Source organism: Streptomyces aureoversilis (assembly GCF_042657885.1).
Taxonomy (GTDB): Bacteria; Actinomycetota; Actinomycetes; order Streptomycetales; family Streptomycetaceae; genus Streptomyces; species Streptomyces aureoversilis.
Genome location: NZ_JBHSKJ010000011.1, coordinates 102,077 through 126,981 on the forward strand (window position 1 = coordinate 102,077; position 24,905 = coordinate 126,981).

A 24,905-nucleotide genomic window follows, 5' to 3' on the forward strand; every position below is an offset into this window, starting at 1 on the left:
AGGAAAAGCCTGCGCACGCGCAGAAACCTCCGCAACAAGCCACTCCCACCGCCGCGACCGGCAATGCCGCACCGGCCTCGGCCTGTACGGCACCGCCGGACACCACCGTCGTGGCGCGCCGCCGTCGCGGCGAGAGGAGACGGCTTGCGCACTCGCCCCCCCGCAACAAGTCACCCCCGCCGCCGCGGCGCGCAACCCCCACCCAACGCGAACGGCGGTGCCGCACCGGCCTCAGGCCGTGCGGCACCGCCGGACACCACCGTCGTGGCACGCCACCGCTGCGGCGGAAGGAAAAGCCCGGCACCCGGGCCGTCGGGGGACGGCGGGGTGCCGGGTGCGACCCGGTGCGGCGCTCGTGGCCGGCGGGTCAGCGGCCGCGGGCCGCCGACGTCACCGCGGTGGCCATGGCCGCCTCGCCCTTGGCGTTGGGGTGGAACGGCGCGGCCGGGTTCTCCGGCTGGGCACCTTCGATCCAGCGGTCCGCGGTGGGCTTGCACACGTCGTGGCCGAGGGTCGGCTTGTAGGTGTCCGCGAAGCGGACGCCGGCCTTGCGGGCCTCGCCCTGCAGCATCGTGTTGAGCTTCTTCTCGGTGTCCCGCAGGTACGGGACGTCGCCCGCGGCGATCGGCACGGCCGGGAAGCAGCCGACGCCGTCCTCCGGCATGATCGCCGGGTAGCCGACGAGCACCACGCGCGCGTGCGGGGCGCGCTTGTGCACGTCCTTCAGCACCTTGGCGACCTTGGGCGCGGCATCGGCGATGCGGCCGGTGAGCTGGTCCGTGCCGCCCTCGGTGTACTTCGTGCGGCAGGGGGCGCCGGCCGGGTCGGTGACGGACAGCTGGGCGCAGGTGCCGATGATGTCGCCGAAGCCGATGTCGTTGCCGCCGATGCCGAGCGTGACGAGGCGGGTGTTCGGGCCGAGCGCGTTGAGCTGCGGCGGGTTGTCGCCCTGGGCGCGCCACATGTCGTCGGTCTTGGCGCCGCTGCAGCTGACGTCCTTGAAGGACGTCTGGTGCAGGGCCTTCGCGGTGAGCGCCGGGTAGTTGACGCTGGAGCGGGCGCAGTCGCCGCCGCTCTGCTCGGGGACGCCGGGGGCGGAGGTGTAGGAGTCGCCGAGGGCGACGTAGCGCTGGCCGCCCGCGGGGGTCGCGGTCGCCTCGGCGTCCGCCGCCGTCGCAGTGCCGGCGACGGACGCCGCCAGGGCCGCCGCCACGCCGAGCGCCGCGAGTCCCTTCCCGTACCGCCCACCACGTTTGTGCGCGTGTGCCACCAGTGCCTCCATGAAATTGTCCGGTGTACGTCTTGCGATGATCGCGGACGTCAGACTCGCCGGGCGGTGACCGTCTGTCAACTAACAACCCAAGGCTAAATTGGAGTACAAGACTCGAATTAGGTAGAGTGCAGATGTGCGATTGACCAAGAGCACCGACATAGCGCTGCGCATCGCCATGCGCCTGGCCGTGACCGGCGACGACAGCCCGACCACCCGCGAGGTGGCCGAGGCGGTCGGCGTGCCGTACACCCATGCCGCCAAGGTGGTCAGCAGGATGCAGCACCTGGGCGTCGTCGAGGCCCGCCGGGGCCGCGGCGGCGGACTCACCCTCACCACCGCCGGACGGACAGGCTCTGTCGGCCGGCTGGTGCGCGAGCTCGAAGGCACCGGCGACGTCGTCGGCTGCGAGGACGATCCACCCTGCCCTCTGCGCGCGGCCTGCCGGCTGCGCGGGGCCCTGCGGAACGCACAGGAGGCGTTCTACGCCGCCCTGGACCCCCTCACGGTCGAGGAGCTGACCGGCCCGCCGACCGGGCCGGTCCTGCTGAGCCTCGGCACGAAGCCGCAGGACTGAAGCCCCTCCCCTCCCCTCCCCGTGGCCCTTCGCACGATCAAAAATACGCATTCAAGATGCCTATTAAGGAGCGCCGATGCTGTCCCCCAAGTCGACCGAGATCGTCCGCGCCACCCTCCCCGCCGTCGGCGGCGCCATCGGCGAGATCACGCCGCTCTTCTACGACAAGCTCTTCGCCGCCCACCCCGAGCTCCTGCGCGACCTCTTCAACCGCGGCAACCAGGCGAACGGCACCCAGCAGCAGGCCCTCGCAGGCTCCATAGCCGCCTTCGCGACCGCCCTGCTCGAGCACCCGGGGACCCGCCCCGACGCGATGCTCTCGCGCATCGCCCACAAGCACGTCTCGCTGGGGATCGCCCCCGCGCAGTACCACGTCGTCCACCTGCACCTCTTCGCCGCCATCGCGGAGGTGCTGGGCGAGGCGGTCACCGAGGAGGTGGCGGCCGCCTGGGACGAGGTCTACTGGCTGATGGCCAACGCCCTCATCGCCCTGGAGGCCCGCCTGTACGAGCAGGCCGGCGCCGCCGCCGGGGACGTCTTCCGCCCGTACCGCGTCACCGGCCGCATCGAGGAGACCGCGGAGGTCACGACCTTCCTGGTCCAGCCGCTGGACGGCCGCCCGCTGCCCGCCGCCCGCCCCGGGCAGTACGTCTCGGTCCGGACGGAGCTCGCGGACGGCGCGCGGCAGATCCGCCAGTACAGCCTTTCCGGCCACCCCGACGACGCCCTGCAGTTCTCCGTCAAGCGCGTGACCGGCGACCCGGACGGCGAGGTCTCCCACCACCTCCACGACCACGCGCGCGTGGGCACCACGCTGATGATCGGCGCGCCCTGCGGGGACGTGGCCCTCGACGACGGCACCTCCCCCGTCCTGCTGGCCTCCGCCGGCATCGGGTGCACCCCGATGACCGGGATGCTCTCCCACCTGGCCGCGACCGGCTCGCGCCGCCGCGTGATCGCCGTCCACGCCGACCGCAGCGAGGCCACCCACGCCTTCCGCACCGACCTGCTGCGGCTCACGGAGAAGCTCCCCGACGCGGTCGCGCACATCTGGTACGAGCAGCCCGAGGGCGACTGGCCCGCCGACCGCACCGGTTACGCCGACCTCTCCCGCATCGACATCCCCGTGGGCACCACGGCCTACCTCTGCGGCCCGCTGCCCTTCCTCCGCTCGGCCCGTACGCAGCTCCTGGCGGCGGGGGTCGCGGCCGCGGACATCCACTACGAGGTCTTCGGCCCGGACCTGTGGCTCGGGCAGGACACCTGACCGGCAGGGACCGCGAGCCATCGATGAGGCGCCGTCACCCACCGGCGCCTCATCCGTACACCCGCTCCCCTATTCGTTAGCACCTTCGAGTGACGGGCGGTTCTCCGGTCGGCCGGAGGGAAGAGTCATCGCACTCACGTCCGAGGAGGGCTCTCATGCCGCACTCATCCGCCCGTTCGCTCCTCCGCCTCCTCACCACCCTGCTCGCAGCCCTCTCGCTGGGGGCTCTCATGGCCGGCCCCACAGCCGCCGAGAGCAAGCCCTTCGCCGCGCGCACGGTCTCGATGGTGAACTTCCAGTTCGTCCCGCAGACGCTGACGGTCAACGCCGGTGACACGGTCACCTGGGTCAACAACAGCGGCAGCACGCACACCACCACGTCCGACGCACCGCGCTGGGACTTCACCGTCGGCCCCGGCCAGTCGTCCCCGCCCGTGTCCTTCAACACCCCGGGGACCTTCCCCTACCACTGCACCCCGCACGCCGGGCTCGGTATGACGGGCACCATCACCGTCCAGTAGCCGCCGCGAGCGTCACGGATGGATCTGCCCGGTGCCCGGCAGCAGGGTGCCGGGCTCCGCCGGGGCGACCTCCACCGCCTCCGTCTTCGGGCTGCGGCGCTGGCGCTTGGCGACCCACGTCGCGAACCACGACAGGAGCATGCACATGCCGATGTAGATCGGGGAGATGACCATGACGACGGGGATGAACGGCAGCCCGTAGTCGAGGTTGCTGGCGATGAGCTTGCCCGCGTGCAGGAACTCCTCGTAGGTGATCAGGAAGCCCAGAGAGGTGTCCTTGAGCGCCACCACCAGCTGGCTGATGATCGTCGGCAGCATGGCGCGGACCGCCTGCGGCACGAGGACGTGGGTCATCACCTGCGTCTTGCGCATCCCGAGGGCGTACGCCGCCTCCCGCTGGCCGCGGTCGACGGAGTTCACCCCGCTGCGGAAGACCTCGGCGAGCACCGAGCCGTTGTAGAGGGTGAGCCCGGTGACGAGGGCCGGCAGGGGCTGGACCTTGAGGGCCACGAAGACGAAGAAGATCATGACCAGGACCGGCATGGCCCGGAAGAACTCCACGAGGAGCGTGGCGGTCCAGCGCAGGATCCGGTGCTCGGACAGCCGGCCCGCGGCGAGCAGCCCGCCGAGGGCGAGGGAGAGCACGGCGGCGAAGGCGAAGGCCTTGAGCGTGTTGCCGAGGCCGCGCAGCAGCAGCTCCTGGATGCCCTCGTACGCGAAGGGCCGCCACTTCTCCGCCGTGAACTGGTGGGTGTCGAACAGCAGGTAGATCACCCCGGCGACGATCCCCAGGATCACGGCGGTGGAGACCAGTCCGTAGATCAGGTGGCGCCGCCGGGCCATCGGCCCCGGGATGTCGTAGAGCGCGGTGTCGGTCATCGGGGTACTCCCCAGCGCTTCTCCAGCACGTTGAAGATCGCGCTGATGGACAGGGTGACGATCAGATAGCCGACGGCGATCCAGATGAAGGACCAGATGACGCTGTAGCCGAGCTCGTTGAGCGGCTTGTACGTGCCGAGGAGCTCGGTCACGCTGAAGGACCCGGCGATCGCGGAGTTCTTGGCGAGCGCGATCAGGGTGGAGCCGACCGGCGGGATGACGGAGCGGAAGGCCTGCGGCAGCACGACGAGGCTCAGGGTCTGCGCGAAGGTCATGCCCAGGCTGCGGGCCGCCTCGCCCTGCCCGGTCGGCACGGTGTTGATGCCCGAGCGCAGGGCCTCGCAGATGAAGGCCGAGGTGTAGCAGCCGAGGGCGAGGACGGCGAACAGCTCGAAGGGCAGGACGACGCCGAAGCGCGGCAGGCCGAGCAGCACCGCGAAGAACAGCAGCGTCAGCGGGGTGTTGCGCAGCACCGTCACCCACACCGTGCCGAAGACCCGCAGGGAGCCGACGGGGGCGACCCGGAAGGAGGCCATCACGAAACCCAGGACGAGGGCGAGCAGCGAGGCGTAGACGGTGAGTTCCACGGTGCCGAGGAGGCCGTCCCCGTAGAGGGAGAGGTTGTCGGTGAGTACGTTCACAGCGGGCGCCTCCCGGTGAGGTGACGGGCGGGCCGTTCCGGCCGGAGGATCGGGGGGTGTTCCCCGGGAGAATGCAGCACGGGGCTCCTCAGCTCGCCGGGTAGCGGTCGACGGCGGGCGGCGCCGGGGCGGGCACCCCGGAGAGGCCGAGCGTCGCGTCGTACGCCTTCTTCCAGTCGCCGTTCTTCTCGTGCGCCTGGATCGCGTCGTCCAGGGCGAAGCGCAGGGCGTTGTCGCCGCGGGGCACGCCGATGCCGTAGGGCTCCTTGGAGAAGGGCTTCCCGGCGATCTTCAGCTCGTCGGGGGCCTTGGCCGCGAAACCCATGAGGATGGTGTCGTCGGTGGTGACGGCGTCGACCTGGAGGCTGAGGAGGTTGTCCACGCAGACCGAGTAGGTGTCGTAGGCGACGGCGATGGCCTTGGGGTACTCGCGCTGGATGCGCTGCAGCGGGGTGGAGCCGGCGGCCGAGCAGACGCGCTTGCCCGCCAGGTCCTGGGGCCCGTTGATGTCCGTCTCGTCGGTGCGGACCAGCAGCGACTGCCCGGCGATGTAGTACGGCCCGGCGAAGCCGACCTGCTTCTTGCGCAGGGCGTTGATGGTGTAGGTGCCGACGTAGTAGTCGATCTGGCCGTTCTGGAGGGCGGTTTCGCGGTTGGCGGAGGCGATGGTGCGGAACCGGATGGTCTTGGGGTCGAAGCCCAGGGAGGCGGACATCATGCGGGCGATCTCGATGTCGTAGCCGGAGTAGACGCCGGTGGCGGGGTCCTTCTCGCCCAGGTACGGCTGGTCCTCCTTGGCGCCGACGACCAGGTGGCCGCGGGCCTTCGCGGCCCGCCAGGTGGGCGAGCCGGGGAGCTGGAAGCCCTTGTCGACCGTGTAGACGGGCAGTTCTTCGGGTTTGGGGCCCTTGACGGGCGGGCTGCCGGGCTTGCCGCAGGCGGCGGCGAGCAGGGCGAGCCCGGCGAGGACCAGGCCGCCGGCGGCTCGGCGGCCCCGCGTGCGGGCTCCCGGAAGGTGCCGGTTGCCTTGCCCGTTCTCCTGCCTGCTCCCCCGCCCGTTCCCTTGCCTGTTCCGGTTCCCTTGCCTGTTCATGTGCGCAGCACTCCCCGCTCAGTGCTTGAGGATCTTGGAGAGGAAGTCCTTGGCGCGCTCGCTCTCGGGTGCGGTGAAGAACTGCTCGGGGGAGCGGTCCTCGACGATGCGGCCGTCGGCCATGAAGACCACGCGGTTGGCGGCGGAGCGGGCGAAGCCCATCTCGTGGGTGACGACGACCATCGTCATGCCGTCCCGGGCGAGCTGCTGCATGACCTCCAGCACCTCGTTGATCATCTCCGGGTCGAGCGCGGACGTCGGCTCGTCGAAGAGCATCACCTTCGGCTCCATGGCCAGGGCGCGGGCAATGGCCACGCGCTGCTGCTGGCCGCCCGAGAGCTGGGCCGGGTACTTGTCCGCGTGGGCGAGCAGGCCGACGCGCTCCAGCAGCTCGCGCGAGCGCCGGTCGGCCTCCTCCTTGGACCGCTTGCGGACCTTCAGCGGCGCCAGGGAGACGTTGGCGAGCACGGTCTTGTGCGCGAAGAGGTTGAAGGACTGGAAGACCATCCCGACCTCGGCGCGCAGCTTGGCGAGCTCGCGCCCCTCCTCGGGCAGCGGCCGCCCGTCGAGGAGAATGGTGCCGGACTCGACGGGTTCCAGCCGGTTGATCGCCCGGCACAGGGTGGACTTGCCGGAGCCGGAGGGGCCGATGACGACGACCACCTCGCCCCGGCCGACGGTGAGGTCGATGTCCCGCAGGACGTGCAGCTTGCCGTAGTGCTTGTTGACACCACGTAGTTCGATCAGGGGATCGACGGCCATGCCCAGTCCCGCCCACTCTCCGCGCTCTTCGGGTCGACGCTCACCATCCGGGCAAGCTATTCCCCTCTATAGGGGACTTCAGCCATGACACGCATTCATATGGGCATTCGTTGCACATTGCCCGCCATTTGCCCTAGGTACACAGACCGGGCCTGGGTACCTAGCCTGAGGGGGACGGACTGGGGGAACTCGGGGGAAAGGAGCCGGGGGTGGGCGACAGCAGGCCCGTCTACCAGCGCATCGCGGACGATCTGCGCCGGCGCATCGACGAGGGCGGGCTCGCCGTGGGCGAGCGCATCCCCTCCCGCTCCGAGCTCAAGCGCACCTACGCGGCGAGCGACCAGACCGTGGACCGGGCGGTGCGCGTGCTGAAGGCCGCCGGGTACGCGGAAGGCCAGTTCGGGCGGGGTGTGTTCGTCACCGACCGGGCGCCCCTCGGCAGCCTGCTCCGCTCCACCGGGGCCGTCGACTCCCCCTTCGCCGCCCAGATCCGGGGGTACGGGCCGCCCGTCCCGCGCCGGGGCGAGCAGTCCGGCCGGCAGCCCCCGCCCGACGGCGGCACCGCCCGCAACACCACCCTTACGTGGGAAGCGTCGTCCACCGAGACCGCCGCTCCGGAGCGGATCGCCGAGCGGCTGCACATCGGCGCGGGCACCCGCGTGCTCTGCACGCACTACGAGTACCTGGCCAACCGGCACCCCGTGCAGCTCGCCACCAGCTGGGAGCCGCTCGCCATCACCGAGGGCACGGACGTCGCCCTGCCCGAGCGCGGCCCCTACGCCCGGCGCGGGGTCCGCGGGCGGCTCGCGGCCATCGGCATCCGGGTCGTGCGGGCCCGGGAGCTCGTGGGTTCACGGCCGGCAAGCACACCGGAGGCCGAGGCGCTCGGCTGCCCCGCGGGGAGCTGCGTCACGGTCATCGAGCGCACGCACTTCGACGGCGACGGCCGGGCCGTGGAGACCTCCGACATCGTCGTGCGCGCCGACCGCTGGCGGGTCGAGTACGACATCGCCTTCACCAGCTGAGGCCGCTCCCCCGGCCCACCGCCCCCGCCCGTCCCCGTCCTGCCCCGCCGCCCCCGGCCGCCCCGCCCCCGCTTGCCCGGTCAGTTCTCCGCGAGCTCCGCGTACAGCTGCGACAGCTCCGGCGCACCGTCGGCCGCCCACTCCCGGCCCGCCTCGACCACGTCGACCTCCCGGCCGTTGGCGAGCCGCACCACCGGCTGGCCGTCCGGCCAGATCCACCACCCCGCGCCCGGCACCGTACGGATGACGACCGTGCCCAGGTAGAGACCCGCGTCGTTGCCCAGCCAGGGCACCAGCTCCGGGTCGTCCCGCCAGCGAGGCTGCAGCTGGTCCAGCGCCTCCAGGGAAGCGGGGGAGTCGTCGAGCACCACCCCTGCGGACTGCGCGTGCGTGCGCAGCAGTTCGCACTCGGACAGCAGCTCCGCAAGACCTTCCGGGTCGCGGTCGACCGCGTTCGCCAGTGCCGCGCCGCGCTCCGGTCCGTGTCGCTTTCGCCAACTGTCCAAGAAGGGAATGTTCATACCGGACAGGATCGCACTCGCACGGATGGCCCCACCACAGGCGCGCGGCGCCCGACGTGACCGGATGGCCTCCTTGACGTTGCCCATACGTCTCCTTAGCTTCATGCAGCCACTGACCGAGCGGGGAACCAAGGGAGGCATGAGACACATGCTGCTCCGAACGCAGACACCGGGCGGGAAACGGCACAGACGGTGGACGGCGGCGCGGGCCACGGCCCGGGCCGCCGCGGTGGGGATCGTGGGCGCCGCCTGCGCCGTCGCTGCCGCAAACACTCCGGCGCTCGCCGCCGGACCACAACCCGGTGCGCAACCCTACAGAGAGCCGCTCCCGCTGGAGCGGCTCTTCGACAACCGGGCGGTCAGCGACGACGCCCGCCCCGGCGGTGCCGACTTCGACGGGGCCGGCAACTCCCTCTCCGCCCAGGACCTCACGGCCGCCGGCTGGACGCCCGGCCGCGAACTCGCCTTCGACGGCGCGCGGCTGCACTGGCCCCGCTCCGCGCCCGGGAAGCCCGACAACGTCCGCGCCGCCGGCCAGGCCGTCCGCCTCGGCGGCCGCGGGGAGGCCCTGACGTTCCTCGTCGCCGGCACCACCAAGGGCGCGCCGGGCGGCGACGCCGCCGGCACCGGCACGGTGCGCTACCGCGACGGCTCGCGCAGCACCTACCGGCTCGCCGCGCCGGACTGGCGCGGCGGCCTCCTGACCACGAAGGCCGTCGGCCTCCCCCACCTCAACACGGGCAGCGGGCGGAAGACCGCGACCACCCGGCTGTACACGGTGTCCGTGCCCGTCGCGCCCGGCCGCGACGTCGAATCCGTCGTGCTGCCGCAGGACCCCGGACCCGAGCGCGACCTGCACGTGTTCTCGCTCGCGCTGCGCGGCGGCACCCGCGGCTGGACCGGCACCTGGGCCGCCTCCACCTCCGGCTACGCGGCCGTCGGGCCGTGGACGGACCGCACGCTGCGGCTGGTCGTGCACTCCAGCGCCGGCGGGCCCGCGACGCGCATCCGGCTGGAGAACACCTTCGCGCCGCGCCCGGTGCGCATCGGCCACGCCACCGTCGCCCTGCAGGGCAAGGGCGCGGCCACGGCCGGCGCGCCGCGGGCCCTGGCCTTCGGCGGGCGGCCGGGCACGGTGATCCCCGCAGGCGCCCAGGCGTTCAGCGACCCGCTGGGCTTCCGGGTGCCCGAGGACACCAACCTACTGGTGAGCATCCACCTGCCCGGCACGGTGCCGGCCGTGCCCGTGCACAGCTACACCAGCCAGGTCTCCTACCTCACCGGTGACGGCAGCGGCGACCGGACGGGCGAGCGCGGCGCGGGCGCGTACACCGGCACGCTCTCGACGTGGCCGCTGCTGACGGGCGTGGACGTCGCGGACGGGCCCGGGTCCGTGGTGACCCTGGGCGACTCCATCACCGACGGCGAGCGGTCGACGCCCGGCGCCAACGGCCGCTGGCCCGACCTGCTGGCGCGGCGGCTGCAGGGGCAGCACGGCGTGCCGCGGTTCGGGATCCTCAACCACGGCATCTCCGGCAACCGCGTGGTGACCGACCGCTACCCCGGCGACGGGACCAGCACCATCATGAGCGGCGTCAGCGCCCAGCACCGGCTGGAGCGGGACGTGCTGGCGCAGACCTCGGCCCGTACGGTCATCGTCTTCGAGGGCGTCAACGACATCCGGTCCGGCACGAAGGCCGAGCAGGTCATCGCCGGGCTCAAGGAGATCGCGGCGCGCGCCCACGAGCGCGGGCTGCGGGTCGTCGCCGCGACCATCGCGCCCTGCGGCGGCTTCTACGACTGCACGCCGGACGCCGAGGCCCAGCGCACCGCCATCAACCGGCACATCCTGGCCGGCGGCGGCACGTACGACGCCGTCTTCGACTTCGACGCGGCGATCCGGGACCCGCAGCGGCCGGACCGGATGCTGCCGGCCTACGACGGCGGCGACCACCTGCACCCCAACGACGCCGGCATGAAGGCGTTCAGCGACGCGATCGACCTGCGCAAGCTGGTCTGACCGCGCCCACCGCCGGCAGTGCGCGGCGGCGCGTGCGGCAGAGCGCGGCGGGCGGGGCGCCCGGGCTCAGACGTCCAGGTCGACGACGACCGGGGCGTGGTCCGAGGCGCCCTTGCCCTTGCGCTCCTCGCGGTCGACGAACGCGTCCTGCTTCGCCTTCACGAAGGGGGTGTTGCCGTAGACGAGGTCGATGCGCATGCCCCGGTTCTTGGGGAAGCACAGCTGGCGGTAGTCCCAGTACGTGTACGGGCGGTCGTACTTCAGCGGGCGCGGCACGACGTCGGACAGGCCCAGGTCGCGCAGGGCGCCCAGCGCCGCCCGCTCGGCCGGGGTGACGTGCGTGGCGCCCTCGAAGACGGCCGGGTCGTAGACGTCCTCGTCGGTCGGGGCGATGTTGTAGTCACCGAGGACGGCGAACGGGCGCTCGCCCTCCGCATCGGCGGCGACGGCGTCCCGCAGGGTCTCCAGCCAGCGGAGCTTGTACGCGTAGTGGTCGTGGCCGACCTCCCGGCCGTTGGGCACGTAGACCGACCAGACGCGGACGCCGCCGCACGTCGCCGAGATCGCGCGGGGCTCCTGCCCACCGTCGTAGTCGGGCCCGCCCGGCAGGCCGCTCACCACGTCCTCCAGGCCCACCCGGGAGACGATCGCCACGCCGTTCCACCGGCCGGTGGCGTTCACCGCGGCCTCGTAGCCCAGCTCGCGGAGCTCGTCGAAGGGGAAGGCCTCCTCCGCGCACTTCGTCTCCTGTATGCACAGCACGTCCGTGCCGCTGCTCTCCAGCCAGGCCAGCAGCCTCGGGAGACGGGCGGTGATCGAGTTCACGTTCCAGGTGGCGATGCGCATGGAGCAACCCTAACGGCCGGGTCCGACATTCCCCGTGCGTCAGAGGGTCACGGACTCCCCGGGCGCCAGCCGGGCGTGCTCGGCGCCCACCCGGGCGGGCGTCAGCATCCGGTCGTACACCGGCCGCGCGAGGTCGGTGAGCAGCGCGTCGTGAACGTCGATCGCGAGGCGCGGCGCCAGCTCCCGCACGTAGTCGATGACCTCCGAGATCTTGTTCCAGGGCGCCATGACCGGCAGCATCAGCGTGTCCACCGGCACGTCCGGCAGCGTCAGCGCGTCGCCCGGGTGGAAGACCGAACCGTCCACGAGATAGCCGACGTTCGTGATCCGCGGGATGTCCGGGTGGATCACGGCGTGCAGCTGCCCGTGCACCTGCACGTCGAAACCCGCCGCCGTGAAGGCGTCCCCCTCCCCCACCGTGTGCACCCGGCCCGGGAAGGCCGGAGCGATCTGCTCCGCAACGCTGCGCAGCGTCCACAGCTCGGCCGCGGGGTTCGCCTCCAGCGCGGCCCGCAGCCGGTCCTCGGCGAAGTGGTCGGGGTGCTCGTGGGTCACGAGGATCGCGTCGGCACCGACGGCCGCGTCCGCCTCGCTGAAGGCCCCGGGGTCGATGGCGAGCGTGCGGCCGTCCTTCTCCAGGCGGACGCACGCGTGGCTCTTCTTCGTCAGCTTCAGCTTCAGCTCCATGAGCCCATACTGCTACGCCCCGGAGCCCGCCTCCTCGGCGATGACACGCTGCGCGGCGGCGAACGCGGCGCCCGCGGCCGGCAGGCCGCAGTAGACGGCCGTGTGCAGCAGCGTCTCCTTGATCTCGTCGGGGGTGACGCCGCTGCGGAGCGCTCCGCGGGTGTACGGGGCGATCTCGTCGACGTGGCCGCGGGCCGTGAGGGCGGTCAGGGTGATCAGGGCCCGGGTACGGCGGTCGAGACCGGGCCGGGACCAGGCGCCGCCCCAGGCGGAACGGGTGACGAGGTCGTGGAAGTCGCCGGTGAAGCCGTCCCGGTCGGCGGGCTCCTCGCCGAGGACCTCGCGCCGGACGCGCTCGCCGCGCTCGCGGTCGTCGGCGGGGCCGTGCATGTCCGCCGGGGGCGGCCCGAACCCGAGCGGGGCGGCGGGGCCGGGTGCCGCGGGGCCGCTGCCGGGGCCGCCTGCGGGCGTGCCGAAGCCGGCACCGGCGTGACCGGCCGTGCCGGGCAGCCCCGCCCCGGGAGCGGGCAGGCCCAGGCCCACGCCCCCGAATCCGCCACCGGCCGACGCCGGCCCGGGTATCGCGCCGGGCGCCCCCGGGCCGGGGACGCCCACGCCGGAACCGGAGGCTCCGTTCCCCGCAGTCTCCTGCGCACCCGCCCCCTGCCCGACGGCTCCGAAACCGGTACCGGAAGGTGCCGGCGACTCCGCGCCGGGCCCGTTGGCCCCGGATCCCGCGGAACCGTGAACACCGGCCGGCTGCCCCACCGGCCCGGGGCCCGCCCCCGGAGTCCCCGAGGTGCCCGCACCGGAACCGGTAGCGCCAGGGCCCGCGGCATCCTGGGCACCGGCCCCCGGCCGCACCGGGCCGAAACCGGTACCCGAAGCGCCCGGCACACCCGGTCCACCTGGACCACCCTGACCACCCGGACCGGAAGCGCCGGGGCCGGGCGTGCCGGGCGTGCCGGGAGCGGGAACGGCGGGGCCCGTCCCCGGTGCGCCGAAGCCGGAGCCTGCGCCCGGCGGGGTCGTGCCCGGCGCGCCGACGCCGGTCTCGGCGGCCCCCGCCGCACCCGCTCCCGGCGGCACCGCCGGCCCCGTGCCCGCCGCCGGGCCGCCGAAGGCGCCGCCCGTACCGGAGCCCGGCGCACCGAAGGCCGGGTTCGCGCCGTCCCGGCCCGTGCCCGGCGGCATGGCCGAAGCCGTACCGGACCCCGGGCCGCCGGACGGCGCGCCCGTACCGAAAGCCCCGCCCGCGCCGGACCCCGGCGCACCGAAGCCGGCTCCGGGCACGCCGCCGGCCGAGCCCGCCGCGCCCTGCCCCGTGGACGCCCCCGTGACCGCCGACAACCCCTGCTGCGTCGACATCTGCCAGGCCGTCGTGAAGTGGCGGACCAGCAGGTCCGTCACCGCCGACGGCTGTTCCACCGGGGCCAGGTGCGACGCGCCCGGCACCACGGCCAGCTTCGCGTCGTGGATGCCCGCGACCAGGACGCGCGCGTCGGCGGGCGGCGTCGTGGTGTCCTCGGCGCCGACGATGACCAGCGCCGGCACGCTGATGCGGGTCAGCTCGGCCCGTACGTCGAAGGCGGCCAGCGCGTCGCACGCGGCGATGTAGGAGTAGGTGTCGGTGGTGCCGACCATCTGCACGGCCCAGTCGACGATGGCGGGCTGGGCGCCGGAGAAGTTCGCGGTGAACCAGCGCTCGGGCGCGGAGCGGGCGACGGGATCGAGGCCGTCCCTGCGGACCGCGGCACCGCGCTGCCGCCAGGAGTCGGCCGTGCCGTAGCGGGCGGAGGCGGCGACGAGGGCGAGGGAGGCGAGCCGGTGCGGGTGGCGCAGGGCCAGGTCGATGCCGACGGCGGCGCTCAGGGAGCAGCCGGCGTAGCCGAAGCGGTCGACGCCGAGCGAGTCGAGCGTGGCGACGAGCCGGTCGCCGAGTTCGCCGACGGTGGGGGCGGGCGCGGCGGGGGCGCCGCCGTGGCCGGGCAGGTCGAAACGGAGCACCCGCCAGTGCCGGGTCAGCTCGGGTGTCTGGCGGTCCCACATGTGCCATGTGGTACCCAGCGCAGGCCCCAGGACCAGGACCGGGGCGTCTTCTGGCCCGTCAGAGCGGTATTGGAGGGTGTTCGCCGGTGTCTCACTCACCCGCCAGACCCTCTCATCTGTCACGACAGCCCCTATGAGCGGGGTCCTGGCTGTAGCGGTCTGACCAGGTGGAAGACCTCCCGGGCCGCGTAGCGTTTGAGGCATCGGACGATTTCGCGACGGGTCTTACCCTCCTTGATCCGGCGCTCGTAATTGCCCTGGGTGCGCAGGTCGACCCACAGACGGGTGAACACGATGCGATGGAGCGCAGCATTTGCCTGACGGTCGACACCACGGTTGAGGCGACGGTACTGCACGTCGTCCCGAGGAACGCTCGACAGGACTGACCCCGCACAAGGCGGCGAAGGAAGCCTCACTGCCCAGGCGTTCCGGATTGTCCCCCACCGTGATCAGCAAAGCGACGGCCGTGTCCGGACCGATGCCCACCACGTCGAGCAACTGCGGGGCATGACATTCCACGAGGCGAGCCAGACGAGCGTCCACATCGCGGATCTGCTCGGAGAGCTGGCCGATCCGCTGGGCCAGCAGACCCAGCGTGATCCGAGTCGCCTGCAGCACCGACTCCTCGCCGACCTCCTCGTGACCGCTCACGTCGGCGAACCGCGCACAGGTCCGGAAGAGTTCGGCATTGCCCAGTCCGGCCAGTTCTTCCCGCAAGACGGGGTCAGCAGTAACGAGGACGGACTTGAGCTGGTTGATAGCCTGGGTACGGGCTTTGACCGCCGACGCCTTCGTGAGCTTGTACATTCTCGCGATCTGCACCGGCCCGTCGCCGGCTTTCGCCCGGGCAGTCGCCCGCCCACTCAATACGGCTCGCGCCGCGTTCTGGGCATCGAGCGGATCCGACTTGCCGCGCCGGCGACGATCTGCCCGGTCCATCCGATTCACGTCAAACACATCTATGCCCTGGGACAGCAGATAGCGGGACAGGGACGCCCCGTAAGAGCCGGTCCCTTCCACACCGGCCCGCTTCACGGCTCCCCACTTCCTGGCCCACTTCAGCAGATCGCGGTATCCCGCAGCGGTGGCCGGGAACTCGCCGGTGGCCAGCACCGTCCCCATCACGGCGAGCACTGCAGCCACATGGGCATCCCGGTGCGTGTCCGCTCCCAGAACCACCTCCCCCGCAGGGCGGCGACGGCGGTTCTGCGAAGCAGGCGGCGTACTGGACATGGTCGATGTGGACATGTCCGCTCCCCTTCCGGTCTGATAGCGCGTCGCGTTGCCGGTACCGGGCCGCGTCGGACGGTCAGAATCGTGAGGACGCCACAACAATCGGCAGGCCCCTATCGGGACACGCTCCGTCGGCCCGGCACCGACAACGCGCCATCCCCGACCATCGGCCGACATTGTGACATCAGGACACTTTGGTCAGAAAAGTCATGAGTCAGACCCCGGATCCGGGACAGCACCCACCCATCCTCCCGCCCGTCACCGCACCCCACCCAGAAACACCGAGCATGCTCAGTCCCAACTCCTGGAACATCCGGATCTGACTCCGGCCGATCGATATACGGCACAAAAGTCGGCATCTTTGCTCAGGTCGCATCACGACCGGGGCGGCTTCTCCACGACCGTCTACACCACGGCACAGCGCATCAACGTGCTGGTGATCGGGTCCGATCCGCAGTGGGCGGCCAAGCGGCGACGCGTCCGCTGTGGGCACTCGAAGCGTCCGCAGACCCGGTAGCCCATCCCGATGGGGGTGACGATCGCGGTGCGGCCGAGGTCGAGGCGGTCGGGGTGGAAGAGCCGGTGGGCCTGGCGGACCTCGCTGCAAGTAAAAGCCGAGGGCGAGCGTGGCGGGCTGGGTTCTCGGGGCTGTGGTCGGGGCAGGCACGCGATGGGCTTGCCCCGCTACCTGGACACCTCCTCATCGGATCCCACGATCCAACCTTCAAGAGATGTCCACGTTTCGGGGCAAACCCTACACACCCTTTACTCCCGCTCCGTAGCCTTCGAGAACAGCTGCCCGAGGTGACCGGTAAGTTGATCCCTTCATACAGATGGGAGCCGGAGTGGCGGAGCGCGGAGGCCAGGCGGCAGCAGATGGATTTCAGTACCAGTACCTCGTGACGCTGGAAGCGCTCCTCGATGCCGCGGAAGACCGTATCCCCCGAGTCGCCGCAGCACTGATCGAACCCGCCGTCACCCCCGATCAAGACTCGACCGACCCCGACGCAATCGACTTTGAGCTCGTCGACCACGACAACGGCACCTTGCACGCCGCGCAGGTGAAATCGGGCGGCTCAGGCACGGAAATGTCGGCCCCCGACGCCTTCGGCATCCTCCTTCGAATGATCCGTGCACGGCCCCGGGCACAGTCCTACAGCCTGATCACGAATATGCGGCTCCATCCCAAGGCCATGCAGCTCAACCGAGCCTTGAGCACCGACGATCCGCAAGACCTCCGCGAGCAGCTTCAACGATTGATGGAGCGAAGCCGCTGGCGCCAAGAGCCTGCGGCGATGAGCGACGAAGAGCTGGACCGGCTCCACCGGGCACGAATCTCGGTCGATTCCCGGGAGCGGTATCAGTTGCGTAATCAGCTCCGGGAACGCATGCGACGGCTGCGCAACGAGCACCGCGACGGGCTCGGCCATGCCTCTGCAGGCCGCCTCACGAACTACCTGGCGTTCGAAATCCACCGGCGCGCTTCGGGCGAGTTCCACGGGGTGTTCACCCTCACACAGTTCCGCGACGATCTACTGACTCCAGGCCGCCATCTCGCATACGAACTCGGCGAGTTCGACTGGGGAATCATGGTGAGCGCGGTGCCTGCTCCCCCGGGCATCCCCCGCCCAGACCTTATCGATCACATCCGTACGGCGCTGACCGGCGGTGACAGGGCACGCGCGGTGAGCATCTGCGCGGTACTCGGCCCATCCGGCATCGGTAAAACCAGTATCGCAGCCAGCTATGCCCACGACAGGGCCGATGCCTACGACCACATCTTCTGGGTCAACGGCGAGAGCAGCGCGTCCCTGCGAGCTTCCTTTCAGTCCATTCATGACTGGCTGGTCTCCCGCGGGATCGAGGGCGCTGATGCGGACGGCAGCCGGCTCCGCGACAGAGTGCGCACATTGCTCGGCGCCTCGGCGCGACCCTGGCTCATGATCATCGATAATGTCATCGACCGCCGTCTCGTACAGCCCTGGATGCCGTCCAGCGGGCGCGGCCACATCCTCATCACCTCGACCAACCAGGTCAGTTGGGCAACTCACTCAGCCAGGGTCGCGGTTCAGGTCATGACCCCCGATCAGGCGACGGCACTGATCCAGATGCGCCTGGGCGAGCAGGAAGGTTGGGACGCGCGCAGCGAACGGACTGCCGCAGCTCTTGCAGAGCGTCTCGAGTACTGGCCGCTGGCGATGGAGCTCGCCTGCGGCTACCTTGCCGGATGCGAGTTCGGGCTTAGCGAGGCGGACGCCTACCTCGAGCAGATCCGTGATCTGGCACTGAATGACAGGTACTCCATCCCGCATGGATACCCCGAAACGCTGGTCGGAACGATCCGGCTGGCACTGCAGCGCCTGATGAACAAACAGGAGCTGCAGCCAGCGTCGGATGGCGCCGCCTACGCGCTGTTCCCGGCTGCCTACTTCGCTTCCCGGCAGATCCCAATCTGGCTGCTCTACTTCGCCACCCTGATGTCCAGCGAAGATGCCGCCCGCGCGGGCCTTCGCCATCCAGCGGTCTTGGGCCCGTCAGCCACGGTGCCCTTCACGGCCCACGAAATGCATCGCGCACTGCGTACCGAGTCGCTTGCCCAGCGAGATGAACCTCTGTGCACGCTGCCTCAGGAGCAATGGTCGGCCGCTCACTGCGAGGGCGTCGACGACACCATAAGCGTCAACGAGATTGTGCAGCACGTCATCCGCACACTGGCCGAATCCGGCAACGAGGTGCCGGCCATCCTAAGCCAGGCCGCCTTCCATGCGCAGGGTTGGCTGGCGGCATTCATCGAGGCGAATGACGAGAAACACCTCCTCGCTGTCCTGCCTCACGTCCAGAACCTCGCCAACCATGCACGGCGGCTGGGCATCGCCACCGACATGCTGGCTGTCTTGTGGGGCAACCTGGCTGGCGCATACGTCCTGCTGGGAGAGCTGGACGAAGCCCGAGAGGCACTTGAGAGCGAACTGGCGCACATCCTCGCCCGCAAGGAGCCCACGCCCTTGCTTGAACTCAAGACCCGCGCCCAGCTCGCCGATGTACTGCGAAACGTCGGAGAAGAATTGGCAGTCTGGCTGAAGCAGCTCTACCACGCCCGAGACCTTGCCGGCCAACTCGTCGATTCCTGGCCCGAGGATGTCTCCCTTGTTGTAAGCAACTGCCTGACGATCCTCGGCGGTCACGCGGGCCGTGGGGTTGCGGACCCGGCGATACAGGCCCTCGCAGACGATCTTGAGTCACTGCAGGAGCGAGTGCCAGGCACGCGGCACACGCAGGTACAGCGCGAGATTCGCCAGATCAACTTGGCTTTGAGCAACGGGCACATGTCGGACGAGGAAGTCGAGCTGCGCTGCCGATCGCTCTTGGAGGACGAGGGCCTTCCCCGCCCGCAGCGCCTCCAACTGACCGCGTTCCTGACCGAGGCCCTGGCGTTTCAGCACCAGTGGAGCGATGCCCTGGACAATCTGCAAGCCATCCGCGAGTACATGGTCGAGTGGCCGCTGCACCCTCAGTTGATGGCCAGGACCGTGCACAACGTCGGCTTGCGGGTTGGGCTGGCCATGGCCTCCGGCGTGCCCGAGTGCCGCATTGCGTTGACTCTTCTGATCGGCGGAGCCGACGCATCGCCTGCCCCTGAGTGCCGGCCGCTCCTGTCCACCCTCATCAGCATGGTGGCGCACATGCCCGCGGGACACCTCAGCCTCGAGGCCGGGATGAGGTGCATGCCATTCAAGATGCAGACGCTCCGTCTCCTCGAGGCCGTGTGCGATCAGGACCACGAAAGAATTCGCACCACCCACACGGGTCTCACCGAGCACGACTCAGCGGCTCTCACCCGGGATGACGAAATCGGTTGGCGGTTGCTGTCCGAGGCCGTCATCGCATCCGCTGTCAGCCTGATGCTGCGCGGTGCTTGAGCTGGTCTCTGAACGGTGACTACCACTAGGCCAGGATTTGATTCTAACTTCCCTTCAGCCCAGGCCACTTGGCCCTCAAAGAGGAGGCAGACCTTGGAGATCAGACCCCGGAACCGCCGTGAACCCCTCGGCAGCCAGCCAGACGTCGATTTCCCGCCGGTCCAGAACGGCATCGACTACCTCCTGAGCGTCACCGACCACCTCACCCACGGCGATCCGCCCGAGCCTCGGGACCTGAAGTACGCGATCCTGCACCTCCAGGCCGCCGTCGAAGTACTCCTCAAGGCCCGCCTGCAACGCGAGCACTGGTCCCAAGTCTTCAAGAACCCCGGTGCCGCCACCCGCGTGCGGTTCGAGTCCGGTGACTTCGAGAGCTGTACCACCGATGCTGCGCTCGACCGGCTGGCGGGCATCGCCGGCGTCACCATCGCGGACAAGGCCGTGAAGACGCTCGGCGTGCTGACCAAGTCCCGCAACGCATTGCAGCACTATGGGCTGACCACCTCCGCCCCTGCCGTCGAGGCCCGCGCCGCCGAAGTGCTCACCTTCCTCATGGAGTTCTTCACCACCGAACTCCAGCCCGACCTGAGCATCGACGAGGACAAGCTCGTGCAGCGGGACCTGGCCGATATCCGGGCCCGGCTGGGCACCATCACGTCCTACCTGAAGCAGCGTCACAACGAGATCCGCGCGGAGCTGGCCCTGGTGGCGGACAGCGTCGTCGAGTGCCCGGTGTGCGCGCAGTTCGCCGTCCAGGTCGGCTTCCCCGACCCACAGTGCAGCTTCTGCCACATGGGCTGGGTCCACTCCTACGGGCTGCTGTTCGACTACCTCAGGGCCTTCGACCGGCCCGGCCAGCTCACCGAGGAGTGTCCTGACTGCGGCCACGAGGAGATGCTCCGCCAGACCCGCGTTGCGGCCGCCCCCGCCAGCCCGCGCACCCTGTGCTTCGGCTGTGCCACCTCCCTCGGCCCGCAGACCGCGACGTGCACCAACTGTGCTGCCCTGTACGAGCCCGGTGAGGACGATCCCGGCATGTGCCCGCGATGCCTGGCTCAACGGTTCGAGAAGCTCTGACCCCCAGACCACGCCCTCCTTAAGGACGACCATGCCGCTCATCGAGCACGACCCCGCCGCGGCGCTGCCCGTCGCCTGTCTCCACAAGACCGCCACCGGCACTTCCGGGCGGGGCCTCAGCGCGCGCAGGCACCGAGCAGCAGGCGCCGCCGTTCAGCCCGGCATCGGGTTTCGGGCTGAGGTACCAATGAGACCCAACAACGGCCAGCCCCAGCCCAGTTGGATTGTCAGTGGAGCGTGGTATCCCTGAAGGCAGTGCACTCCAAAGATCATGTTCGGAATATTCCGAGGCATAAAGTCCTGTATCCTCAGTAGAGTCGCGACTTGTCAGGGATGGAGTGGCCGTGAGTGGTTACAAGGAGTTGGTCGCAGACCCCTCCATGCTCGCCCTCGCACGCGACTCGCGCGGTTGGACCCAATCCGAGCTTGCCGAGCAGATGTCGCGCGTGGACGGCAGCCGCGTGACGCAGGGGTACGTGAGCCGGGCCGAAGCCGGACGCATCCCAGTCCGAGCTGAACGGGTACACCTGTTCGCCGCCGCACTTCGCTTCACGCCCGAAACGCTGTGCCAAGGCGCTGATACAACCGGGGTCAGCATCGGGCTGATACATCACCGCAAGCGCGCCTCCCTGGGAGCCCCCGCGCTGCGCCGGATCCATGCCACGTTGGCACTTACCCGCTACCAGGTCGAAGCGGTGACCCAGGCAGCCGCCCTCCGCCATGTCAACCTGTTCAGACACATTGAGGTCAATGACTTCGACACTCCCGCGGACGCCGCCGAGACGGTACGCGAAGAGTGGAACGTTCCCGCCGGCCCCGTCGACAACCTGGTCGCGCTGCTCGAAGATGCCGGCGCGCAGGTCGTCGTCCGCGACCTTGGCACCACCGATCTCGACGCCGTGAGCCAGTGGCCGCCCAGCAGGGCGCCGCTGATACTCCTCAACTCCGCAGCGCCTGGCGATCGTTCACGGTTCAGCCTCGCGCATGAGCTGGGCCATCTGATCATGCATCGCGAGCCCGGTGAGGGGCGCGTCCAAGAGGCACAGGCCGACCGGTTCGCCGCCGAGTTCCTCATGCCACACGAGGTGATCCTGAGCGAGCTGAAGCCCAGCATCGACGCCGCCCGCCTCATGGATCTCAAAGCCAGGTGGGGGGTTTCGATGGCCGCTCTCATCCGGCGGGCCGTCGACCTGGGGGTCATCAGCGAGTGGCAGTACCGCACGTTCATGGTCGAGTTGTCCGCACTCGGCTACCGCACGAACGAACCGACGATCATCCGGCGCGAAACCCCGCGCCATATCGCTCAGGCCGTCACCCGGCTTGAGGAGCAGCTCCACCTCAGTCCGACCGAGACCGCCCACCTGGCGGGCCTAGGTCGCGAGGAGTTCCACGAGATCTACGTGTGCGCTTCTTCTGCGTCTGGACACAAGGACGTGCCGGACCCTTCTGCGAGGTGATTCATGAGCAACGCCCATGATCCGAGGCGGCGGCCGCCCGCCTTGAAGACGCTCGACCACACGGTGGCGGCTGTGCCGCTCCTGCAGGGACGCGTGCTGCTGCACGAGCATGCCCGCAACATTCCTCGACCCCGCCTCACCCTGGATGATGAGCTGAGCGGCGTGGTGTTGACCGGCGCCAACGCCGACGCTCGAGCGTTCCAGCTCCGCACCGCCGTTGGTTACGAGGGGACTCTGCTGATAGACAGCGCCGCCTACAGCACCTACACGGCAACGGCGGAAGAGCCGTTCATGGCGCCTCCCGACGAACTGTTCGCCACCGTGGACGACTCCTTGAACTTCCAGAAGGCTCGAGGGGCAACCGCAGCGCTGACTCCCACCGGATACATACCGCCGGCGAGCTCCCGCGCCCTCAAAGCAGTGATGCGGGACGCCAACCGGATCGAGCGGGCTGACACGCTGGTCTCCCTCCCGATCGACGTCGCCTGGCTCAATCGGGAGAACATCGGTCAACTCATCGCGGTCTGCGCCAAGATCCGTCACCCCAAAGCCGTGATCCTCTTCCGCCAGTTCGACCCGCTGGAACAGGCGAAGGACGTTCCGGCCAACCTGCGGCGGCTGTTCACCGAGGTCGAGCACATGGCACTGCTGCGCACGGATCTCGCAGCTCTCGATGTGCTGGCGCATGGCGCCCTCTGTGCGGGCATCGGCGTCCAGAGCTCGCTCCGCCACGCGATACCTCCCGACGAGAAGGCCCAGATAGGCAAGCGAGGTGGCGGCCCCACGTACCCGCACGTGCTGATGCCACAGTTGATGTGCTTCAAGGGTGCCGAGTCCCTGTCCAACCTCTACGCCAACGTGGATCCTGCAACCTGCGACTGCGAGGAATGCGACGGGCGCGGTCTCGACCGCTTCTTCCTGCCCGACGGCGACACGCGACGCGAGGCCGACAACCACACCATCGCCACCTGGAGCGGCTGGGTCAGCGAAATGGCCAGCTACCGAGCCGGTACCGAGCGCAAGACGTGGTGGCGCAACAAATGCACTGCGGCCGTCGACCGCTACGCGCTGGAGAATCAGCGCATCGGGCAGGGCGCAAGCTCAAGATCCGGATTCCAGGTACCCCCGCCACTCAAAGCATGGGCGACGCTGCCCGTCGCTCCTTAGCCAGTCGCAAGCAGAGCCCTCAGGGAAGCTGACGGTGGATTTCTTCCAGGAACTTCCAGGCGGCAACCGTGTGGCGCCTGCGCACGAAGGGGCTCGGCGGCACGACAACCTCGACCGCGTCCCCCTGGGTCAGGAACAACCCGATGCCGTAGAAGTCCGCGCGCATCACAGCCTCATCTCTGCGCCGCAGCACACCATCGACCAACACCGAACGAGCAGTGAACGGCGTGAACCGCTCAGCCTGCTCCATCGCCGACTCCCAGCTGCGTCCCGGCACAAACACCATGTCGATGTGCACTGGCTGCGTCGCCTGTCGGGTGATCAATCCGTCGCGGCGAACCACCGCGCCCTTCGGCAGAGACTTCAACACCCGACGTTCCTTCTCACTCAACGAGCCAGCGGGAACTGGCTCACCGAGTGGAAGGGCCATTAGGAGATTCAGTACCTCCGGGCGCGTCAGCGGTGGCATCCCCACGGCTGTCCGCCGCTCCCGCTCTTGCGCCTCGTACCGGTATGCCGCCACAGCCTTCGCCCCGAAAGCCTCGACAACCGCCAGCTTTGCCTCGCGGGGTACGAAATCGCCGGGAGCCAGCGCTCCCGCGACCACATCCATGGGCTTCCGTGCCGCGATCGCCATGAACCATCCCGCTCTCGTCCTGACCTGACGCTCTCCCCAGCGGGGCTGTACGCGCTCATCCTTACCGCTTGCCCTGCACCATCGGAAGCAATTTCGGTCGACCTACTACGAGTCTTCTTCCGCCGCTGTACCGCAGCGCGGATGACGCACCGAAGAGCCAACCGACCCAAACCGGCCCAAGTACGGAACGCTTCCCATGAATACCAAGGCTAGTGCGGACGCTCGTACGATCATGTACCACCTCCCCGGATGACTCCGAACCGGTCATCAGCGGCCCATCGCCGTCCAAGGTGCGCCCGCAGCAGGGCGCCGACGAACGACTACGATCGTAGCCACCTCAGACCACGACGCCTACATTTGTTCGAATATTCTGGCACTTACCATCCCACCAGAAGTTGAAAGCGCAATCACTACACGGCAGGCGCACGCTGTTGCTCCCTGTACATGGCCCTGGCCGCTACAGACCAGACGCGTGATCGGTGCGCCTGAAGCCAAGGTTCAGCCGGAGTCGGCGAAGTCGACGACGAGCGGGGATCCGATGCTGAAGTCGAGGTAGCCGCTGATCAATTCGGTCCCGTACTCCTGCGCCTTGTCTCGGTGTCCGGCTGCGGTAATGCGGTGGAAGCCCAGTTGCTGGAACAATGGAAGCAGCACTTCCTCAATGAGAGCGTCTTCACTGCAGGTGTCCAGGAAAGCAGCCAGGGCCGAACGCCGCTGCGTCTCGGCGACACTCAGGGGGCGGTGCGGGTTCTGGGCCGGTCTCGAGACACTGTTCGTTCCATTTGAGTGCGCTGGCCGGGTCCATCAGGTGATCCATGACTCGGCAGAACGACTCCGGCGGGTGGGTAGGACCCTCGTGCTACTCCGCCAGCAACTGCTCGAGCACGCCAGCTACCCAGCGATGCCGCATCGAACCATCATGCTCCCAATCCATGTCGAGCTCGCCGAAGAATTCGGTTAAGTACTTGCTCGATCGATATGGAAAGTAAGGGGGCTCGGTGTCCCCTCGTGGAACGTCGGCACCGAAGCTTCCACAGATGAGGTCGCCGAGCCTCTCCAACGTTCTCTTCTTGAACTCCACGACGCCCCTCCCCAGAGCACAGCGGCTACAAGCAGAAGACCATTCTGTCTCGAAGGAGCAAGGGACCTGCGAGAGAAGCCAGTAGCCGATGTTCAAGGAATCGATGGCAAGCGACGGTCGGCCGATGCGGCACCCCGTCTCTGCCGCCAAGACCCCGCCGGAACGAGCCGACGGG

The 24,905-nt window shown here is 69.7% G+C and carries 22 protein-coding genes and 2 pseudogenes; 9 read left to right on the forward strand and 15 right to left on the reverse strand.

Translation table 11 applies throughout. From position 1 onward, the window contains the following. Window positions 1-367: 367 nt before the first annotated feature. Window positions 368-1,270: an SGNH/GDSL hydrolase family protein gene (locus ACFPP6_RS20360; protein ID WP_382044236.1), complete on the reverse strand. Its 903-nt coding sequence runs from the start codon at window positions 1,268-1,270 to the stop codon at window positions 368-370. A 136-nt stretch (window positions 1,271-1,406) separates the two neighbouring features. Here ACFPP6_RS20360 and ACFPP6_RS20365 point away from each other — a divergent pair, with 136 nt between their 5' ends. From ACFPP6_RS20365 to ACFPP6_RS20375, 3 genes are all read left to right on the forward strand, one after another. Continuing rightward, a complete protein-coding gene (locus ACFPP6_RS20365) occupies window positions 1,407-1,847 on the forward strand; it encodes an RrF2 family transcriptional regulator (protein WP_382044239.1) in 441 nt (146 codons plus the stop codon). Window positions 1,848-1,923: 76 nt separating this feature from the next. After that, a complete protein-coding gene (locus ACFPP6_RS20370) occupies window positions 1,924-3,114 on the forward strand; it encodes a globin domain-containing protein (protein ID WP_382044242.1) in 1,191 nt (396 codons plus the stop codon). 155 nt (window positions 3,115-3,269) lie between these two features. Further along, window positions 3,270-3,635 (forward strand): cupredoxin domain-containing protein, encoded by a 366-nt coding sequence (locus ACFPP6_RS20375; protein WP_382044245.1) that lies wholly within the window; start codon window positions 3,270-3,272, stop codon window positions 3,633-3,635. Between the two features lie 12 nt (window positions 3,636-3,647). Here ACFPP6_RS20375 and ACFPP6_RS20380 read toward each other — a convergent pair whose 3' ends face one another. From ACFPP6_RS20380 to ACFPP6_RS20395, 4 genes are all read right to left on the reverse strand, one after another. After that, the gene (locus ACFPP6_RS20380) at window positions 3,648-4,514 is read right to left on the reverse strand and encodes an amino acid ABC transporter permease (protein ID WP_382044247.1); all 867 of its coding nucleotides are present in this window, start codon (window positions 4,512-4,514) and stop codon (window positions 3,648-3,650) included. Beyond that, window positions 4,511-5,155 carry an amino acid ABC transporter permease gene (locus ACFPP6_RS20385; RefSeq protein ID WP_382044250.1) on the reverse strand — a complete coding sequence of 215 codons (645 nt, stop codon included), beginning with the start codon at window positions 5,153-5,155 and terminating at the stop codon, window positions 4,511-4,513. The genes ACFPP6_RS20380 and ACFPP6_RS20385 overlap by 4 nt, the downstream gene beginning before the upstream one ends. Window positions 5,156-5,243: 88 nt before the next feature. Next, entirely contained in the window at window positions 5,244-6,248 is a 1,005-nt protein-coding gene (locus ACFPP6_RS20390; protein ID WP_382044252.1) for a glutamate ABC transporter substrate-binding protein, read from the reverse strand. A gap of 18 nt (window positions 6,249-6,266) precedes the next feature. Beyond that, window positions 6,267-7,010, reverse strand: a complete 744-nt coding sequence (locus ACFPP6_RS20395; RefSeq protein ID WP_382044255.1) for an amino acid ABC transporter ATP-binding protein — start codon at window positions 7,008-7,010, stop codon at window positions 6,267-6,269. A gap of 209 nt (window positions 7,011-7,219) precedes the next feature. Here ACFPP6_RS20395 and ACFPP6_RS20400 point away from each other — a divergent pair, with 209 nt between their 5' ends. Beyond that, window positions 7,220-8,035, forward strand: a complete 816-nt coding sequence (locus ACFPP6_RS20400) for a GntR family transcriptional regulator (RefSeq protein WP_382044258.1) — start codon at window positions 7,220-7,222, stop codon at window positions 8,033-8,035. An 80-nt stretch (window positions 8,036-8,115) separates the two neighbouring features. Here the strand turns inward: ACFPP6_RS20400 and ACFPP6_RS20405 are convergent, their stop codons facing one another. Continuing rightward, a complete protein-coding gene (locus ACFPP6_RS20405; protein ID WP_382044261.1) occupies window positions 8,116-8,556 on the reverse strand; it encodes a DUF6278 family protein in 441 nt (146 codons plus the stop codon). Window positions 8,557-8,704: 148 nt separating this feature from the next. Here ACFPP6_RS20405 and ACFPP6_RS20410 point away from each other — a divergent pair, with 148 nt between their 5' ends. Beyond that, the gene (locus ACFPP6_RS20410) at window positions 8,705-10,576 is read left to right on the forward strand and encodes an SGNH/GDSL hydrolase family protein (protein ID WP_382044264.1); all 1,872 of its coding nucleotides are present in this window, start codon (window positions 8,705-8,707) and stop codon (window positions 10,574-10,576) included. A gap of 66 nt (window positions 10,577-10,642) precedes the next feature. Here ACFPP6_RS20410 and ACFPP6_RS20415 read toward each other — a convergent pair whose 3' ends face one another. From ACFPP6_RS20415 to ACFPP6_RS20440, 6 genes and pseudogenes are all read right to left on the reverse strand, one after another. Further along, on the reverse strand, window positions 10,643-11,422 hold the full coding sequence (locus ACFPP6_RS20415) for an exodeoxyribonuclease III (RefSeq protein WP_179083252.1): 780 nt from the start codon (window positions 11,420-11,422) through the stop codon (window positions 10,643-10,645). 39 nt (window positions 11,423-11,461) lie between these two features. Beyond that, the gene (locus ACFPP6_RS20420; RefSeq protein ID WP_240976406.1) at window positions 11,462-12,109 is read right to left on the reverse strand and encodes an MBL fold metallo-hydrolase; all 648 of its coding nucleotides are present in this window, start codon (window positions 12,107-12,109) and stop codon (window positions 11,462-11,464) included. A gap of 12 nt (window positions 12,110-12,121) precedes the next feature. Beyond that, window positions 12,122-13,477, reverse strand: coding sequence for a carboxymuconolactone decarboxylase family protein (locus tag ACFPP6_RS20425; RefSeq protein WP_382044592.1), 1,356 nt, complete (start codon window positions 13,475-13,477; stop codon window positions 12,122-12,124). Further along, window positions 13,457-14,257, reverse strand: a pseudogene (locus ACFPP6_RS20430) (alpha/beta fold hydrolase); the annotation flags it as partial. The gene ACFPP6_RS20425 and the pseudogene ACFPP6_RS20430, both read right to left, overlap by 21 nt. A gap of 32 nt (window positions 14,258-14,289) precedes the next feature. Further along, window positions 14,290-15,391 (reverse strand): annotated as a pseudogene (locus ACFPP6_RS20435) (IS110 family RNA-guided transposase). A gap of 405 nt (window positions 15,392-15,796) precedes the next feature. Further along, window positions 15,797-16,063, reverse strand: a complete 267-nt coding sequence (locus ACFPP6_RS20440; protein WP_382044595.1) for a short-chain fatty acyl-CoA regulator family protein — start codon at window positions 16,061-16,063, stop codon at window positions 15,797-15,799. Between the two features lie 173 nt (window positions 16,064-16,236). Here ACFPP6_RS20440 and ACFPP6_RS20445 point away from each other — a divergent pair, with 173 nt between their 5' ends. From ACFPP6_RS20445 to ACFPP6_RS20460, 4 genes are all read left to right on the forward strand, one after another. Beyond that, window positions 16,237-19,311: an NB-ARC domain-containing protein gene (locus ACFPP6_RS20445; protein ID WP_382044270.1), complete on the forward strand. Its 3,075-nt coding sequence runs from the start codon at window positions 16,237-16,239 to the stop codon at window positions 19,309-19,311. 93 nt (window positions 19,312-19,404) lie between these two features. Continuing rightward, window positions 19,405-20,388, forward strand: a complete 984-nt coding sequence (locus tag ACFPP6_RS20450) for a hypothetical protein (RefSeq protein ID WP_382044273.1) — start codon at window positions 19,405-19,407, stop codon at window positions 20,386-20,388. 344 nt (window positions 20,389-20,732) lie between these two features. Then, window positions 20,733-21,845 carry a helix-turn-helix domain-containing protein gene (locus ACFPP6_RS20455; RefSeq protein WP_382044276.1) on the forward strand — a complete coding sequence of 371 codons (1,113 nt, stop codon included), beginning with the start codon at window positions 20,733-20,735 and terminating at the stop codon, window positions 21,843-21,845. A 3-nt stretch (window positions 21,846-21,848) separates the two neighbouring features. Then, window positions 21,849-23,012: a hypothetical protein gene (locus ACFPP6_RS20460; RefSeq protein ID WP_382044279.1), complete on the forward strand. Its 1,164-nt coding sequence runs from the start codon at window positions 21,849-21,851 to the stop codon at window positions 23,010-23,012. 19 nt (window positions 23,013-23,031) lie between these two features. On the opposite strand, the gene ACFPP6_RS20465 is transcribed toward ACFPP6_RS20460, so the two are convergent. The 3 genes from ACFPP6_RS20465 to ACFPP6_RS20475 form a co-directional block, all read right to left on the reverse strand. After that, window positions 23,032-23,649 carry a hypothetical protein gene (locus tag ACFPP6_RS20465; RefSeq protein WP_382044282.1) on the reverse strand — a complete coding sequence of 206 codons (618 nt, stop codon included), beginning with the start codon at window positions 23,647-23,649 and terminating at the stop codon, window positions 23,032-23,034. Window positions 23,650-24,147: 498 nt separating this feature from the next. Next, the gene (locus tag ACFPP6_RS20470) at window positions 24,148-24,303 is read right to left on the reverse strand and encodes a hypothetical protein (protein WP_382044285.1); all 156 of its coding nucleotides are present in this window, start codon (window positions 24,301-24,303) and stop codon (window positions 24,148-24,150) included. Window positions 24,304-24,508: 205 nt separating this feature from the next. Then, a complete protein-coding gene (locus tag ACFPP6_RS20475) occupies window positions 24,509-24,730 on the reverse strand; it encodes a hypothetical protein (RefSeq protein WP_382044287.1) in 222 nt (73 codons plus the stop codon). Between the last annotated feature and the right edge of the window lie 175 nt (window positions 24,731-24,905).